We start from the raw sequence: 13,284 nt of genomic DNA, 5'->3' as shown, positions 1-13,284 counted from the left end.
CGGTGCTGGTCCGACGTATGGGTGTAAGGCCCACTTCGGACCAAGGAGAGAACCGGAAATGTACGCGACGACCGAAACCCTGGCGACGACGCCGGCCGCGCAGGGCGGCCGCTCGCGCTGGCTGGCGCTTTACACCCTGTGCGCGGGCATGTTGATGATCGTGCTCGACGTCACCGTGGTGAACGTGGCCCTCCCGGCCATCCAGGACGACCTCGGCTTCACCAGCTCCTCGCTGGCGTGGGTGGTGAACGCGTACCTGATCGCGTTCGGCGGCCTGCTCCTGCTGGCTGGACGACTCGGCGACCTGCTCGGCCGGCGAAGCGTCTTCGTCGGCGGCCTGATCGTCTTCACCATCGCCTCCGTGTGGTGCGGGCTCGCGCAGTCGCAGGAGACCCTCGTCATCGCCCGCTTCGTCCAGGGTGTCGGCGGCGCGCTGACCTCCGCGGTCATCCTGGGCATGATCGTGACGCTCTTCCCCGAACCGCGTGAGCAGGCCAAGGCGATCGGCGTCTACGCCTTCGTGGCCTCGGCCGGCGGATCGATCGGTCTGCTCGCCGGTGGTGTGCTCACCCAGGCGATCAACTGGCACTGGATCTTCTTCATCAACCTGCCGATCGGCGCGCTGACCGCCGTACTGGCCGTCAAGCTGATCGAGAAGGACAAGGGCCTCGGGCTGGGGCGTGGCACCGACGTACCGGGTGCGGTCCTGATCACCGCGGCGCTGATGGTCGGCGTGTTCACCATCGTCAAGCCGGCCGCCGAAGAGGGCTGGACCGCGCCGCGGACGCTCGTCCTCGGCCTGGTGACGCTGGTCCTGCTGGCCGGATTCATCGCTCGTGAGGCGACCGCGGCCAACCCGCTGGTGCCGCTGCGAATCTTCCGCTCCCGCAACCTGACCGGTGCGAACCTGATCCAGGCGCTGTCCACCTCGGGCATGTTCGGCATCTTCTTCCTCGGCTCCCTCTACCTGCAGCGCGTGCTCGGGTACGACGCCCTGGAGATCGGACTGGCGTTCCTGCCGACCACCGTGGTGATGGGCCTGCTGTCGGTGCGGTACTCCGAGAAGCTGGTTATGCGGTTCGGTCCGCGCCGCCCGCTGATCGCCGGACTGACGCTGATCGTGGTCGGCCTGGTCCTGTTCACCCAGGCTCCGGTCGGCGGCAACTACTTCGTCCACGTGCTGCCCGTACTGGCTCTGCTCGGCTTCGGCGCCGGTATCGCCTTCCCGGCTCTGATGGGTCTGTCGATGGCGGACGTCAAGCCCGAGGACGCTGGTCTGGCCTCCGGTCTGATCGGTACCACCGCCGAGGTCGGCGCCGCCCTGGGCCTGGCCGTCCTGGCCACGCTGTCGGCCACCCGCAGTGCCGGTCTGGAGGCCGCAGGCAAGGCTCCCCTGGAGGCCCTGACCTCCGGCTACCACCTGTCCTTCGGTATCGCCGCCGTCATCGTCGCCGCTGCCGTAGTCATCGCCTGCACCCTGATGCGCCCGGCCAAGCAGCCGGTCGAGGTCGCCGAAGAGGACCTGGCCCTCGACGCAGCCTGAGCAAGTACGACGAACTCCCCGCAGTGGTTGCGGGGAGTTCGTCTATTTGCGATGGCGTGCGGGGGTTTCGGTGTACCACTGCCACCAGGACAGGCCGCGGCGGCGAGCACCAACGGTCAGGAGCAGCATCGCGAGCAGGACGAGACCCAAGCCGCTCCCCACCAGTCCGAGGCCGAGCTTGGGAGTGTCCTTGTCTTCGGCCCACTTGCGTGCGTCGACCGCGGCCAGTGCTGTCGACGGCTCGGACGGGCGATAGACGAGGTGCAGAGGCATTGCGTAGCGGGTGCCTGCAGCGGGTGGCTGAACACCTTCCGACATTCCTTGCCGATCGTCCACGATGTCGTCGAGGGTGGTCCGAATCCGGTCCACACCTCCGGCGGTGAAGTCGACCCGCACCTCGCTGATGGCCGGACGGCCCGCGCCACCGGTGACCTCGACCTGGACCTGGTCGGCCACCGTCTCGATCCCACTGTCGAGCAACTCGCGGCTCAGCTGCTGCCGGGTCGTGACGTCGACCAGCACCAGTACGCCGAGCAGCACCAGAACCACCGCTGGCACACCGATCCACGTCGGCCCACGCCCCGGCGACTCGACCCGCTCGCTCATCGGCTCGCCACCACGATTGCGGGGCCCCCGACGCTGAACACCACCTGGAAGATTCGCAGCAGGACGCGCGGCTGCGTCTGCGTGCGCGCCACGTCGTCGTCGTACTGCCGCATGTGTTCCTCCCAGGCCGTGGCGTGATCATTGCATGGAAGATGTCCACAGGGTGGGGGGATCGGGTTTCGGAGTGGGGGGTGGGATGGGGAAGGATATGGGCCACGCGGGTGCGGGTCGCCCGGGCAGGTTGTCGGTAGAGGGGAATCGGACAGTGGTGGTGCAGTCGGTCGAGCAGCGGATCGCCAGCGAGCTGGAGGTCGCCGAGTTCCAAGTGCGGGCAGCGGTGGCGCTGCTCGACGAGGGGTCGACGGTTCCGTTCATCGCGCGGTACCGCAAAGAGGTCACCGGGATGCTCGACGACGCGCAGCTGCGCACGCTCGAGGAACGGCTGCGATACCTTCGCGAGCTGGAGGAGCGCCGGCAGACGGTGCTGGAGTCGATCGAGAGCCAGGGCAAGCTCGACGACGCGCTGAAGGCCTCGATCCTCGCGGCGGACACCAAGTCGCGGCTCGAGGACATCTACCTTCCGTTCAAGCCCAAACGGCGTACCAAGGCGATGATCGCCCGCGAGGCCGGCCTGGAGCCGCTCGCCGACGGCCTGCTCGCCGACAGGTCCGTCGAGCCGCTCGCCGCGGCCGCGGTGTTCGTGAATCCCGAGGCAGGCGTGGCCGACCCGCAGGCGGCGCTGGACGGCGCGCGGGCGATCCTGGTCGAGCGGTTCGCCGAGGATGCCGACCTGATCGGTGAGCTGCGCGAGCGGCTGTGGACGCAGGGCCGGCTCGCCTCGGCCGTCCGGGAGGGCAAGGAGACCGAGGGCGCGAAGTTCTCGGACTACTTCGACTTCGACGAGCCGTTCACCAAGATGCCGTCGCACCGGATCCTGGCCATGTTCCGCGGCGAGAAGGAGGACGTGCTCACGCTGACCGTCGAGCCGCTCCCGGCCGGTGTCGAGCCCGACGGCCCGACCGAGTACGAGACCACCATCGCCCGTCAGAACGGGATCGAGAACCAAGGCCGCCCGGCCGACAAGTGGCTGGTCGAGACGGTCCGCTGGGCCTGGCGGACGAAGATCCTGGTCCATCTCGGCATCGACCTGCGGATGCGGCTGCGGCAGGTCGCCGAGGACGAGGCGATCCGGGTGTTCGCGGCCAACCTGCGCGACCTGCTGCTCGCCGCTCCGGCCGGCACCCGCGCGACGATGGGCCTGGACCCGGGCTTCCGGACCGGCGTGAAGGTCGCCGTGGTGGACGCGACCGGCAAGGTGGTCAACACCGGCGTCATCTACCCGCACGTCCCGCAGAACCAGTGGGACAAGTCGATCGCCACCCTGGCCGCGCTGGCCGCCGCGCACAACGTCGAGCTGATTGCCATCGGCAACGGCACGGCGTCGCGCGAGACGGACAAGCTGGCCGCGGAGCTGATCGCCAAGCACCCCGAGCTCAAGCTGACCAAGGCGGTCGTCTCCGAGGCCGGCGCGTCGGTGTACTCGGCGTCCGCGTTCGCCTCGCAGGAACTGCCCGGGATGGACGTGTCGCTGCGCGGCGCGGTCTCGATCGCCCGCCGGCTGCAGGACCCGCTGGCCGAGCTGGTGAAGATCGACCCGAAGTCGATCGGCGTCGGGCAGTATCAGCACGACCTGCCGGAGAACTCGCTGTCCCGCTCGCTCGACGCGGTCGTCGAGGACTGTGTGAACGCGGTCGGCGTCGACCTGAACACGGCCTCCGCGCCGCTGCTCACCCGCGTCTCCGGCATCACCCCAGGCCTTGCGGACAACATCGTCCTGCACCGCGACCAGAACGGTCCGTTCGCGTCCCGTTCGGCGCTGAAGGAGGTGGCGCGACTCGGCCCGAAGGCGTTCGAGCAGGCGGCCGGGTTCCTCCGGATCCCCGGCGGTGACGACCCCCTGGACACGTCCAGCGTCCACCCGGAGGCCTACCCCGTCGTCCGGCGGATCCTCGACGCGACCGGTGAGGACGTGAAGTCGCTGATCGGGTCGGCGGCACTGAAGAAGCTGAACGCGGCGGACTTCGTCGACGACATGTTCGGTCTGCCGACGGTGACCGACATCCTGGCCGAGCTGGAGAAGCCGGGCCGGGACCCGCGGCCGGCGTTCAAGACCGCGGTATTCGCCGAGGGTGTGGACAAGATCGCCGACCTGAAGCCGGGGATGCGGCTGGAGGGTCAGGTCACCAACGTGGCCGCGTTCGGGGCGTTCATCGACATCGGCGTCCACCAGGACGGGCTGGCACACGTCTCGGCGCTGTCGAAGAACTTCGTCAAGGACCCACGCGAGGTGGTCAAGCCCGGCGACATCGTCAAGGTGAAGGTGCTCGAGGTCGACATCCCACGCAAACGCATCTCCCTCACCCTCCGCCTCGACGACGAGCTCGGCAGCTCGGGTGGTCGCCCCGGTGACCGCGGCGCCCGTACGGCGGGCAACCAGGGCGGCCGTGGATCAGGCGGCCAGGGCCGTGGACCAGGCGGCGGTCAGGGCGGTTCCGGCGGTCAGGGTGGTTCCGGCGGTCAAGGCCGTGGACCTGGCGGCGCTCAAGGCGGCCAAGGCGGTCGGTCGGGCGGCGGTCAGGGTGGTGGACGCGGCGGACGCGGTCCGGGCGGCCAAGGCGGACGCGGTGATGGGCGTGGCGGGCAGAACCGTGGCGGTTCCCAGCCCGAGACCCCGATGGACGAGACCTCCCTCGCCGACGCCTTCCGCAAGGCAGGCTTCACCGTCCGCTGACACACGACGCCGACGGGTGGCGGTCCGACGTACCAGCTGAAACCCTACTCAGGAGGAGAGCTGATGCGGGATCTGATCGTCACCCAGAACATCACCGTGGACGGCGTCGTCGAGGCGGGCGACTGGTTCGCCCCGGCTGACGATGGATCGGACGTGCTCGACGTACTGAACGAGCAGGCGTCGCGCGCGGACGGCTTCCTCGTCGGCCGGGTGACCTTCGAGGAGATGCGCGGTTACTGGCCCGCGCAGACCGACGACACGACCGGCGTCACCGCGTACCTGAACCAAGTGCAGAAGTACGTCGTGTCGACCACGCTGCAGGAGCCGGGGTGGGAGCCGACAACGATCCTGCGCAGCCCGGGCGACGTACGCGAGATCAAAGACCAACCGGGCAAGGACATCGTCTGCACCGGCAGCATCAGCCTCGCGCACGCACTGATCGCGGCCGACCTCGTCGACGAGTACCGCTTGTTCGTCTACCCAACCGTGGTCGCTTCGGGCCGCCGACTGTTCCCCGACGGCACTCCACACTCACTCCGCCTGACGAACACCATGCCGTTCGCCTCCGGCATCGTCCTGCTCACCTACCGCCGCACGGCCTAGGGTTGATCGGCGAGCTCGTAGCCGGCCGCTTCGACTGCAGTGCGGACTGCGGCCGGCTCCAGAGTCGGCGAGCTCACCACCGTCACGAGCTCCGCGGGCAGGTCGACCGTCACCGACTCGACGCCGGGCAGCACCTCGAGCTCCTCGGTCACGAACTGCACGCAATGACCACAACTCATCCCCAGCACGCGGAACTCCTGGCGACTCATCGCGCACTCACATCCCGCGTCACCTGCGTCGTACGGCGAATGCGCCCGTCCGGCGCCACCTCGCCGAACAGGTAGACCTCGGTCGAGATCGTCCGTCCCCGCCGCATCTCCGCATGCACAGTGAATCGCGCCGCGAGCCGGTCACCCGACCGCATCTCCTCGTGGACGTCGTACTCCCAGGCCACCAGGTTCTTCCGCACCGGCCGCAAGTGGTCGATCAGCCGCTCCCGGTCCATCGTCACGCCGTCAACGACCTGCTCGATATCCGGTGTGTAGTACCGATCCACGATCTCCCCGGCGTCGCCACCCGCCACGACCTCCTGGGTGAACGCGTCGAAGAACTCCCGCACCTTTAACTCTGACATGCCGTCAAACTTAACTCGCTCAGCTAACCTTGACAAGGTGTCAAAGGATGAGCCGGTACGACGGAGAAGACGGCGAGCGGACGCAGACCGGAGCCGCACCGCGATCCTGGCCGCGGCGATCACGCTGCTGGACGAGCGGATCGACGCGAGTATGGAGAGCGTCGCCGAGGCGGCAGGCGTCACCCGGCAGACGGTGTACGCGCACTTCCCGTCGCGCGACGTACTGCTGAACGCGGTCCTCGACGAACTCACCCGCGAGACCATGCAGGCGATCGACGCCCTCGATCTCGACCACGGGTCCGCCATGGACACCCTGCTGACGTTGATCGACCTCGGGTGGCGAGGATTCGAGCAACACCCGCTGCTGCTGCACCTACCGCTTTCAGTCGAGCAGGACGAGCGCCACGGGCCTGTGGTCGAGCGGTTCGAACGGCTGATCCGCCGCGGTCAGCGCTCAGGCGAGATCACCCGCGAACTCCCGGTCGCCTGGCTGGTCTCCGCCCTGATCGCCCTCGGCCACGCGGCCGGCGAAGCAGCGGGCGCCAACCGTCTCTCGGCGAAGAAGGCGTCCACCGCGCTCCGGGCGAGCGTCATCCGCCTGCTGGCACCAGCACCAAGTTCTTGAAGAGGGTCCGCCGACGCCGAGGGTCAGCGCAGGTCGGCGAGGTGGCCGCCCGGATCACCCAGGTGTACGGCGGTTGCCTTCGGGGCGTAGCCGAGACGGCGATAGATGCGGTCGGCACCGTCATCGCCGGGCGTCAGCCAAGCCAGCGTGGCGCCCGCGAGCTCGAAGGCCTGCTGGGTCGCGTACGCCGTCGCGATCGCACCGAGCCCACGACGACGCTGGGTGTGGATCGTGCCGACGCCGGCCACCTCGGTGACACCATCCGCCACCGCAGTCCAGGACGCACTCGCTGCCGCTACCCCATCGACGCGGACGAGGACGCAGCCGCCGTTCACAGGATCGGAGTGCCGGGCGAAACCCGCGCCCTCCATCTCATAGGCCTCAGCGGACACCGCGTTCGCCTCGGCCTGCTCCTCGTCGGAACCGACCACGTGCGCGGTGACACCAGCGGGCAGCTCAGGGCTCAGCAGGTCGTCAGGCTCGACGACGAGCAGCGGCGGGTGGGAGACGATCGTCATGCCATTGGCCTCGAGGGCTTCGGCCAGTCCGGGGTTGGCCTCGTCGACCAGCTCGGCACTCAGCCACCGCCCCTCGGCGGCGAATGCCTGGCGGATGGTGGCAAGGGCCCACGGGACCTCGTCCGGATCGAACGGCTTTCCGGGCTCGGCCGCGAGCATGGCGGACAGGTACCAGGCATCGTCGTCATGCAGCATCCCTACCAAGGGGCCTGCTACCACCTGCCGCTTCGATCTCGCCGATCCGGCCAACTGAGCCGCGGCGATCCGCGCACCGATCTCCATACTCCGACCCTACGGGGCGCGAACCCCGCCACTCGACCCGCTATCGGCGAGGAGCAGCAGGTCCAGCAGACGGTCGAGGTCGGCGATCGCGGGTGGGCGACCGAGAACAGCGGCCAGGGAGTCGAGAGTCTCGGTCAGTTGGGCGCGGACCGCGGCGCGAGAGCGGGACTGAGCGGCGGCGAGAGTGGCGACAACCTGCTCGCCCCGAGGGGATGCGGCCAGCAGGTCTGCGCCGACTGACGGCGGAGGCGGCGGCGGTTCGTCGGAGATGCTCACCTCCAGCTGGGCACCGAGCGCAGTGGCGAGGCGGTCGAGCGCGGAGACCGTCGGGTTGCCGCGGCCGTTCTCCAGGTTGGCGATGTAGGGGACGGACAGGCCGGCATCCATGGCAACCGACGCGATCGTGCGACCGGCCGCTTTGCGGCGTTCCCGGAGGACTTCACCCAGTTCCACAGACGCCAGCATATTCTCACAGAACACTCTTGCCAAGATCTATCTCGTCAAGATAGCTTCCCGGTCCGTGAGAACACTTCGGAACCGCGACTTCCGCCAGCTGTGGATCAGTGGCGGGATCTCCGGGATCGGCTCCTGGCTGCTGGTCGTCGCGATCCCGTTCCACGTGTTCAACCTGACCGGATCCGCCGTGGCGACCGGCCTTGCCCTCGCCCTCGAGGCGCTGCCGGCTCTGCTCGTCGGGCCGTGGGCCGGCGTCCTCCTGGACCGCTGCGATCTCACCCGCGCGATGTGGATCGCCGATCTCGTCAGCGCGGCCGCGGTCGCGCTGATCCTGTTCGCCGACGCGGACCGGATCTGGCCGGTCTACCTGGCGATCCTGATCGAGAGTACGGCGACCACGGTGTTCCGGCCGGCCTCCCGCGCGCTCCTGCCAGCAGTCGTTGGCACCGGCAACGAACTCGCCGCAGCCAATGCCCTGAACTCCTTCACCGGCAGCGCGATCCGGCTCGCGGCACCACCACTCGGCGCACTCCTGCTCGCCGGGCCGGGCATCGAGTTCGTCCTCACCGTCGACATCGTCAGCTATTTGTTGTCAGCGGCAATCATCACCACCGTCCGCACCCACCGGCACGCGAGCGCCGAGAGAGTCGGCAACCCATTCGCCGGTTTCCGGTACGTCGCCGATCACCGAGCGCTGCGCGGGATCCTGCTCGGACAGGCAGTCTTCCTGACCGCGAACGCCGGCCTGACCGCCCTGCTCGTCCCGTTCACCGTCGACCGCCTGCACGCACCCGGCTACGTGCTCGGTTACCTGATCTCCGGCCTCGGCGCCGGCTACCTGATCGGTGCCGCACTGAGCACGAAGCCCAGACCTGGTTGGGAATCCGCGACCTGCTCGCCCTCACCCAACTCGTCACTGCGGTCGGCTACTTCGCTCTGTTCAACGCGCCTGGCATCCCCTGGGCGATCGCCGCCGCGGCCCTCATCGGCCTCCCCGGCAGCATCCTCCTCATCACCGCCGAGACCGCCATCCAGCGCACCGCGCCGGCCGGCATGCTCGGCCGCATCGGCGCCCTGTTCTTCGCCGCCGACTCCCTCGCCCTGCTCATCGGTGCGCTGGCCGCTCCCGCGCTGACACTGCTCCTCGATCTACCGCTGACCCTCAACGCGCTCGCGGCTTTCGCCGTACTCGCGGCCGCTCTGACGTTGGTCGCCGTACCGGGTCATCCGGCGAACTTCACAAGGACGCCGGCGCGGCAGTAGAGGCGTCGTACCGCGCCCGTGCGGTGGCGATCTCGGACTGGTGGGTCTCGGTCCAGGTGACGAGCGACTGGATCGTGGCGTGCAGGGTGACGCCGAGCGGGGTGAGCTCGTAGTCGACCCGCGGGGGTACGACGGGATACACGGTCCGGCTCACCAGGCCGTCGCGCTCGAGCTGGCGCAACGTGACCGTGAGCATCCGCTGACTGATCCCGTCGATCGTCTTCTTCAGCTCGGTGAACCGCATCGACTGGTTGTCCAGCAGCGCGATCACCAGCAGCGACCACTTGTCACCGATCCGGTCCAGGATCTGCCGGACGTCACAGTCCTCCCGGGTGTCCCACTGGAACGCTTCCTCGGTGCAGCAGGAGTGACTCAGTTCCTTTGAAGTGCCTTCTTCCACAACTCCTCATGGTTCCTGATGATGGGGTCAGTTACAAGAGGTAACCATGAATCGCGAGGGAGTCTTTCGTGTCATCAACCGTCACCCAGGAGCGGCTGACCGGCCGCGCCTGGGCCGTTCTGTTCGTGCTCTGCGGCGCGATCTTCCTGGAAGGCATCGACGTCTCGATGATGGGCGTCGCGCTGCCGTCCATTCGGGCCGAGCTCGGCCTGGCCACCGGTGAACTGCAGTGGATCGTCAGCGCCTACGCGCTCAGCTACGGCGGGTTCGTGCTCCTCGGCGGCCGGGCCGCGGACCTGCTCGGCCGGCGCCGGATGTTTGTCGGCTGGCTGGTGGTGTTCCTGCTGTTCAGCGGCCTCGGCGGCTTCGCCACCGAGGGCTGGGTGCTGATCCTGGCCCGCTTCGTCACCGGCATCGCCGCGGCCTTCATGACCCCGGCCGGCCTGTCCATCATCACCACGACCTACCCCGAAGGACCCCAGCGCACGAAGGCACTACTCGTGTACGCCGGTACAGCGGCCGGCGGATTCTCGTTGGGCATGGTCACCGGTGGACTGCTCACCGCGATCGACTGGCGGTGGGTCTTCTTCGCGCCGGTGATCGTCTCGGCAGCGATCCTGGTCGCAGCGATCGCGTTGCTCCCACGGGACACCCCGAGCGCCCAGCCACGGCAGGGATTCGACATCACCGGGGCACTCACCCTGACCGCTTCGATGCTGCTGCTGGTGGCCACCGTCGTACGGGCGCCGGACGTGTCGTCGGCCCAGTCACTGGCGACCGGTCTCGGCGGACTGGTTCTACTGGCGGCCTTCGTGCTAATCGAGAGGAGAGTGTCCTCGCCGTTGATCCGGTTGGGACTACTGCGCAACACAGCGCTGATTCGGGCCAACGTCGGCGCGATCCTGCTGATCGGATCGTTCGTCGGATTCCAGTTCGTCACGGTGCTGTACCTGCAGGAGTTGCGGCACTGGTCCGAGCTGGAGACTGGGCTGGCGTTGATGGTGATCGGCATCGACTCGGTGCTGGCACCGACGCTGACGCCATGGCTGGTGAATCGCTTCGGCAACGGGCGGGTCGTGTTCGGCGGGTTCGTGCTCGCCGTACTCGCCTACGCGGCGTTCCTGCCCCTGGGATCGACCTTCGCGGCCATGCTGCCGGCCTTCCTCCTGCTCGGACTCGCGTTCGCCTTGGCCTACGGTCCATTGACGATCGCCGCGACCGAGCGCGTCTCCGAGGACGAGCAGGGGCTGGCGAGCGGCGTACTGACGACGTCGTTCCAGTTCGGGTCGGCGCTCGGTCTGGCCGTCGTCGCCGCAGTCCTGACCGCCGCGGACGAGCTGACGATCGACGGCTTCCGAAACGGACTGGTGGTGCCGCTGGCGGCCGCCGTACTGGGTGTTCTGGTGGCTGTCGGCGGGCTCAGGATACCCGTGGGTAAGCAGGTGAGTGCAAACGGTTAGCAGGACGTCATACATTTCGGTCGCGGTCGAAAAAGCAGGGTCGCCGAATCGTTATTGGCAAATTCCTGCAAACATTCTTGACAGGACATTTCGGCTGGTCCAGTCCAGTCCGTCGCGACTGCTCTGACCAGCGGATTCGTAGGGTTTCCCTACTCTGCGTCAAGGCTCTGTAAAGGTCCCTTCGGAACTGTTCCGGAGGGACCTGTAGGTGTTGTGTTCTTTTCACAGCACCGGACAAAGCCGTCCGGGGCACCGACCGAGACTGCCGAAGGACCCGCTGATGACGGAGACGCTCGAAACCCCCGCCTCGCACCGCCGTGTGCGAGTCTGGTTCGGAGCTCACCCGATCGCAGACCACACCGCCACAGCGGAGCAGGCAGCGCAGTACGAGGAAGCCATGCGGCGGCGGTTCGCCTCCCTCCGGGTGACGAGCGAGCCGGTGCTGGTGGATAGCACCGCGGAGCCGGGACGATGACGACCCGGCCGACGCTGCTGGGGTACGTACGGGCCGACGCGCTGAGCTGCGCGGAGGAGCTGGCCGCGGCGACGGATTCCCTCGCCGCGTTCGCCAGCGCCGAAGGATTCACCCTCGGCACCGTCTACACCGAGCGCGACGCGGCCGAGTCCGCGGCCTTCCACGCACTGCTCGAGGAGGTGAAGCGGACCGATGTCCGGGCCGTCGTCGTACCGACGATGAACCACCTCGGCTCGGTCGGCACCCCGGCGGCGATGCAGCAACACCTCGAGTTCCACCAGGCACAGGTCTGGGCGGTCGACACGAGATAACTCCACACAGGCAAGCGGAGCTGACGTCTTGACCCCTGCATCGGCGTCGGTTCCGCTCTCCACCTCCACAGCTGCACCGGGAGTGCCCGGGCGGTAGTGGACCACCAGGGCCCCACCGGCTGCTACCGGTGGGGCCTTGTCGTTGTAGGCGCGGACCGCCAGGCCATCACAATCAGCACGATGCGCCGCCCCGCACGCTCACGCGCCGACGTGGGAGGCGACTGTGATGGCCTGGCGGTTCGGTCAGGCGACGATCGTGTAGCCGTAGCGCTTCATCACCGCGGCGACGGAGTTGTTGAACACGCCGGTGACCTCGAGCTTGAAGTGCAGCTGCACCTTGCGGATCACCCGCTGGAAGTGCAGGTGCCACGGCACCCCCTTCGGCGGCACCGTCTCCGCCTTGGTGATCGCGCCGACCTTCGGGTGCGCCGCCCAGGCGATCACCCGGGCCCGGTCCGCACCCCACGCCGCGGTCATCGCGTCGTGCGTGCGGGCGTGCGCCATCGCCCCGAGCGAGATCGTCGAGTCGGGCACCGGCTGGGCCGGCGGGTGGGCCTTGACGTACAGCTCCCAGGTCATCCCGTAGTACCCGGCCGGGCCGTCGTCCTTGCCCCGGTTGGCCAGTCCGTTGCGCTTGCGGCGGTACTCCGCGACCTGGTGCGCCGCGCCCCGGGACAGGTCCTTGTCGCCGACCGCGATCGCGTGCACGTGGTACGGCCAGTTTCCCTGCGCCGGCGTCCGCAGCCAGGCCGCGAATCCGACCTGCCGCATCGCCTTCACCACCGCCACGCGCTGGGCCGGGCTCTTCGACGCGACGTCGATGTCGACCGCCCCGCCGCCGTCATGGGTACCGGCGGACGCGGCCACGCCACCCTTGTTGTACGACCCCTGCAGGAGTGCGAACTTCGACTTGTACAGCTTCTCCGCGGCCTCGATCATCACCACGGTCCGCTTGTTCAGCTTCGTGTCCCGCCAGACGATCCTTGCCTCAGGCATCTGCGGCTTCCCCGAGCGCCGCGGTCACGATCAGGTCCGCGTCCTCCGCGGCTCCGAGCGCCTCCAGCTCGTCCAGGTCGTCGTCGGTCAACTCGTCGTCGAACAAATCCGACATCCTCGGTCCTTCCCCCTGTGCCGTCCCGCGGCCTCCCCCGGCGCGCGGAATCGCCGTCCAGCGTAAGTGCGCGCGGGGTCGCCGTACATATCCTTCCGTCACCGGTGTCCCGGGCCGGCTCTCGTTCGAGTGATTGCGGTGTCCAGGTGCGTGCATCGCGGTGCTTGAGGGGCGTCCTCGATGCGGTGTTCATCGTGGACGCTCCTCAAGTGCCGCGAGGTGCGTGCCTGGGCGCCGGAAGCGCCGAAGGAGAGCCGGCCCGGGGC

16 protein-coding genes are annotated in these 13,284 nt (G+C 68.5%); 8 read left to right on the top strand and 8 right to left on the bottom strand.

The features are described 5' to 3' along the window. The first annotated feature begins 58 nt into the window (after positions 1 to 58). On the top strand, positions 59 to 1,543 hold the full coding sequence (locus tag EV652_RS34470) for a DHA2 family efflux MFS transporter permease subunit (protein WP_132213479.1): 1,485 nt from the start codon (positions 59 to 61) through the stop codon (positions 1,541 to 1,543). 42 nt (positions 1,544 to 1,585) lie between these two features. Here EV652_RS34470 and EV652_RS34465 read toward each other — a convergent pair whose 3' ends face one another. Continuing rightward, positions 1,586 to 2,149 (bottom strand): hypothetical protein, encoded by a 564-nt coding sequence (locus EV652_RS34465; RefSeq protein ID WP_132213478.1) that lies wholly within the window; start codon positions 2,147 to 2,149, stop codon positions 1,586 to 1,588. Positions 2,150 to 2,414: 265 nt separating this feature from the next. On the opposite strand from EV652_RS34465, the gene EV652_RS34460 reads away from it, so the two are divergent. Both EV652_RS34460 and EV652_RS34455 read left to right on the top strand, forming a co-directional pair. Then, positions 2,415 to 4,940 (top strand): Tex family protein, encoded by a 2,526-nt coding sequence (locus EV652_RS34460; RefSeq protein WP_199238567.1) that lies wholly within the window; start codon positions 2,415 to 2,417, stop codon positions 4,938 to 4,940. 63 nt (positions 4,941 to 5,003) lie between these two features. Continuing rightward, positions 5,004 to 5,543 (top strand): dihydrofolate reductase family protein, encoded by a 540-nt coding sequence (locus EV652_RS34455; RefSeq protein WP_132213477.1) that lies wholly within the window; start codon positions 5,004 to 5,006, stop codon positions 5,541 to 5,543. Here the strand turns inward: EV652_RS34455 and EV652_RS34450 are convergent. Together EV652_RS34450 and EV652_RS34445 are read right to left on the bottom strand one after the other, a co-directional pair. Then, positions 5,540 to 5,752 carry a heavy-metal-associated domain-containing protein gene (locus tag EV652_RS34450; RefSeq protein ID WP_132213476.1) on the bottom strand — a complete coding sequence of 71 codons (213 nt, stop codon included), beginning with the start codon at positions 5,750 to 5,752 and terminating at the stop codon, positions 5,540 to 5,542. The two genes, EV652_RS34455 and EV652_RS34450, sit on opposite strands and share 4 nt — an antisense overlap. Next, the gene (locus EV652_RS34445) at positions 5,749 to 6,117 is read right to left on the bottom strand and encodes a nuclear transport factor 2 family protein (protein WP_132213475.1); all 369 of its coding nucleotides are present in this window, start codon (positions 6,115 to 6,117) and stop codon (positions 5,749 to 5,751) included. Before EV652_RS34445 ends, EV652_RS34450 begins: the two co-directional genes overlap by 4 nt. Positions 6,118 to 6,154: 37 nt before the next feature. Here EV652_RS34445 and EV652_RS34440 point away from each other — a divergent pair, with 37 nt between their 5' ends. Next, entirely contained in the window at positions 6,155 to 6,742 is a 588-nt protein-coding gene (locus EV652_RS34440) for a TetR/AcrR family transcriptional regulator (protein WP_199238566.1), read from the top strand. A gap of 23 nt (positions 6,743 to 6,765) precedes the next feature. Here EV652_RS34440 and EV652_RS34435 read toward each other — a convergent pair whose 3' ends face one another. Both EV652_RS34435 and EV652_RS34430 read right to left on the bottom strand, forming a co-directional pair. Next, positions 6,766 to 7,542, bottom strand: a complete 777-nt coding sequence (locus EV652_RS34435; RefSeq protein WP_132213473.1) for a GNAT family N-acetyltransferase — start codon at positions 7,540 to 7,542, stop codon at positions 6,766 to 6,768. A 9-nt stretch (positions 7,543 to 7,551) separates the two neighbouring features. Continuing rightward, a complete protein-coding gene (locus EV652_RS34430; protein ID WP_158441386.1) occupies positions 7,552 to 7,995 on the bottom strand; it encodes a helix-turn-helix domain-containing protein in 444 nt (147 codons plus the stop codon). 67 nt (positions 7,996 to 8,062) lie between these two features. Here EV652_RS34430 and EV652_RS34425 point away from each other — a divergent pair, with 67 nt between their 5' ends. After that, positions 8,063 to 9,133, top strand: a complete 1,071-nt coding sequence (locus EV652_RS34425) for an MFS transporter (protein ID WP_158441384.1) — start codon at positions 8,063 to 8,065, stop codon at positions 9,131 to 9,133. A 102-nt stretch (positions 9,134 to 9,235) separates the two neighbouring features. On the opposite strand, the gene EV652_RS34415 is transcribed toward EV652_RS34425, so the two are convergent. After that, entirely contained in the window at positions 9,236 to 9,661 is a 426-nt protein-coding gene (locus EV652_RS34415) for a winged helix-turn-helix transcriptional regulator (RefSeq protein ID WP_132213469.1), read from the bottom strand. 68 nt (positions 9,662 to 9,729) lie between these two features. Between EV652_RS34415 and EV652_RS34410 the strand changes: the two genes are divergently transcribed. The 3 genes from EV652_RS34410 (at position 9,730) to EV652_RS34400 (ending at position 11,907) form a co-directional block, all read left to right on the top strand. Next, complete coding sequence (locus EV652_RS34410; protein WP_132213468.1) at positions 9,730 to 11,121, top strand: MFS transporter; 1,392 nt, start codon at positions 9,730 to 9,732, stop codon at positions 11,119 to 11,121. Between the two features lie 280 nt (positions 11,122 to 11,401). Beyond that, on the top strand, positions 11,402 to 11,596 hold the full coding sequence (locus EV652_RS34405) for a hypothetical protein (protein ID WP_132213467.1): 195 nt from the start codon (positions 11,402 to 11,404) through the stop codon (positions 11,594 to 11,596). Further along, positions 11,593 to 11,907, top strand: coding sequence for a hypothetical protein (locus EV652_RS34400; protein ID WP_132213466.1), 315 nt, complete (start codon positions 11,593 to 11,595; stop codon positions 11,905 to 11,907). Before EV652_RS34405 ends, EV652_RS34400 begins: the two co-directional genes overlap by 4 nt. A gap of 243 nt (positions 11,908 to 12,150) precedes the next feature. Here EV652_RS34400 and EV652_RS34395 read toward each other — a convergent pair whose 3' ends face one another. Next, positions 12,151 to 12,903: a hypothetical protein gene (locus tag EV652_RS34395; protein WP_132213465.1), complete on the bottom strand. Its 753-nt coding sequence runs from the start codon at positions 12,901 to 12,903 to the stop codon at positions 12,151 to 12,153. Then, the gene (locus EV652_RS45900; RefSeq protein WP_255512661.1) at positions 12,896 to 13,018 is read right to left on the bottom strand and encodes a hypothetical protein; all 123 of its coding nucleotides are present in this window, start codon (positions 13,016 to 13,018) and stop codon (positions 12,896 to 12,898) included. The genes EV652_RS34395 and EV652_RS45900 overlap by 8 nt, the downstream gene beginning before the upstream one ends. Positions 13,019 to 13,284 lie beyond the last annotated feature (266 nt).

The organism is Kribbella steppae, from assembly GCF_004342025.1.
Taxonomy (GTDB): domain Bacteria; phylum Actinomycetota; class Actinomycetes; order Propionibacteriales; family Kribbellaceae; genus Kribbella; species Kribbella steppae.
This window is presented reverse-complemented; position numbering and strand designations above follow the sequence as displayed.

Bases quoted from the DNA above. Each gene is read 5' to 3' on its own strand.
- EV652_RS34465 (WP_132213478.1), bottom strand. From the start codon at position 2,149: ATGAGCGAGCGGGTCGAGTCGCCGGGGCGTGGGCCGACGTGGATCGGT.
- EV652_RS34400 (WP_132213466.1), top strand. From the start codon at position 11,593: ATGACGACCCGGCCGACGCTGCTGGGGTACGTACGGGCCGACGCGCTG.
- EV652_RS34395 (WP_132213465.1), bottom strand. From the start codon at position 12,903: ATGCCTGAGGCAAGGATCGTCTGGCGGGACACGAAGCTGAACAAGCGG.
- EV652_RS34435 (WP_132213473.1), bottom strand. From the start codon at position 7,542: ATGGAGATCGGTGCGCGGATCGCCGCGGCTCAGTTGGCCGGATCGGCG.
- EV652_RS34405 (WP_132213467.1), top strand. From the start codon at position 11,402: ATGACGGAGACGCTCGAAACCCCCGCCTCGCACCGCCGTGTGCGAGTC.
- EV652_RS34445 (WP_132213475.1), bottom strand. From the start codon at position 6,117: ATGTCAGAGTTAAAGGTGCGGGAGTTCTTCGACGCGTTCACCCAGGAG.
- EV652_RS34470 (WP_132213479.1), top strand. From the start codon at position 59: ATGTACGCGACGACCGAAACCCTGGCGACGACGCCGGCCGCGCAGGGC.
- EV652_RS45900 (WP_255512661.1), bottom strand. From the start codon at position 13,018: ATGTCGGATTTGTTCGACGACGAGTTGACCGACGACGACCTGGACGAG.
- EV652_RS34455 (WP_132213477.1), top strand. From the start codon at position 5,004: ATGCGGGATCTGATCGTCACCCAGAACATCACCGTGGACGGCGTCGTC.
- EV652_RS34450 (WP_132213476.1), bottom strand. From the start codon at position 5,752: ATGAGTCGCCAGGAGTTCCGCGTGCTGGGGATGAGTTGTGGTCATTGC.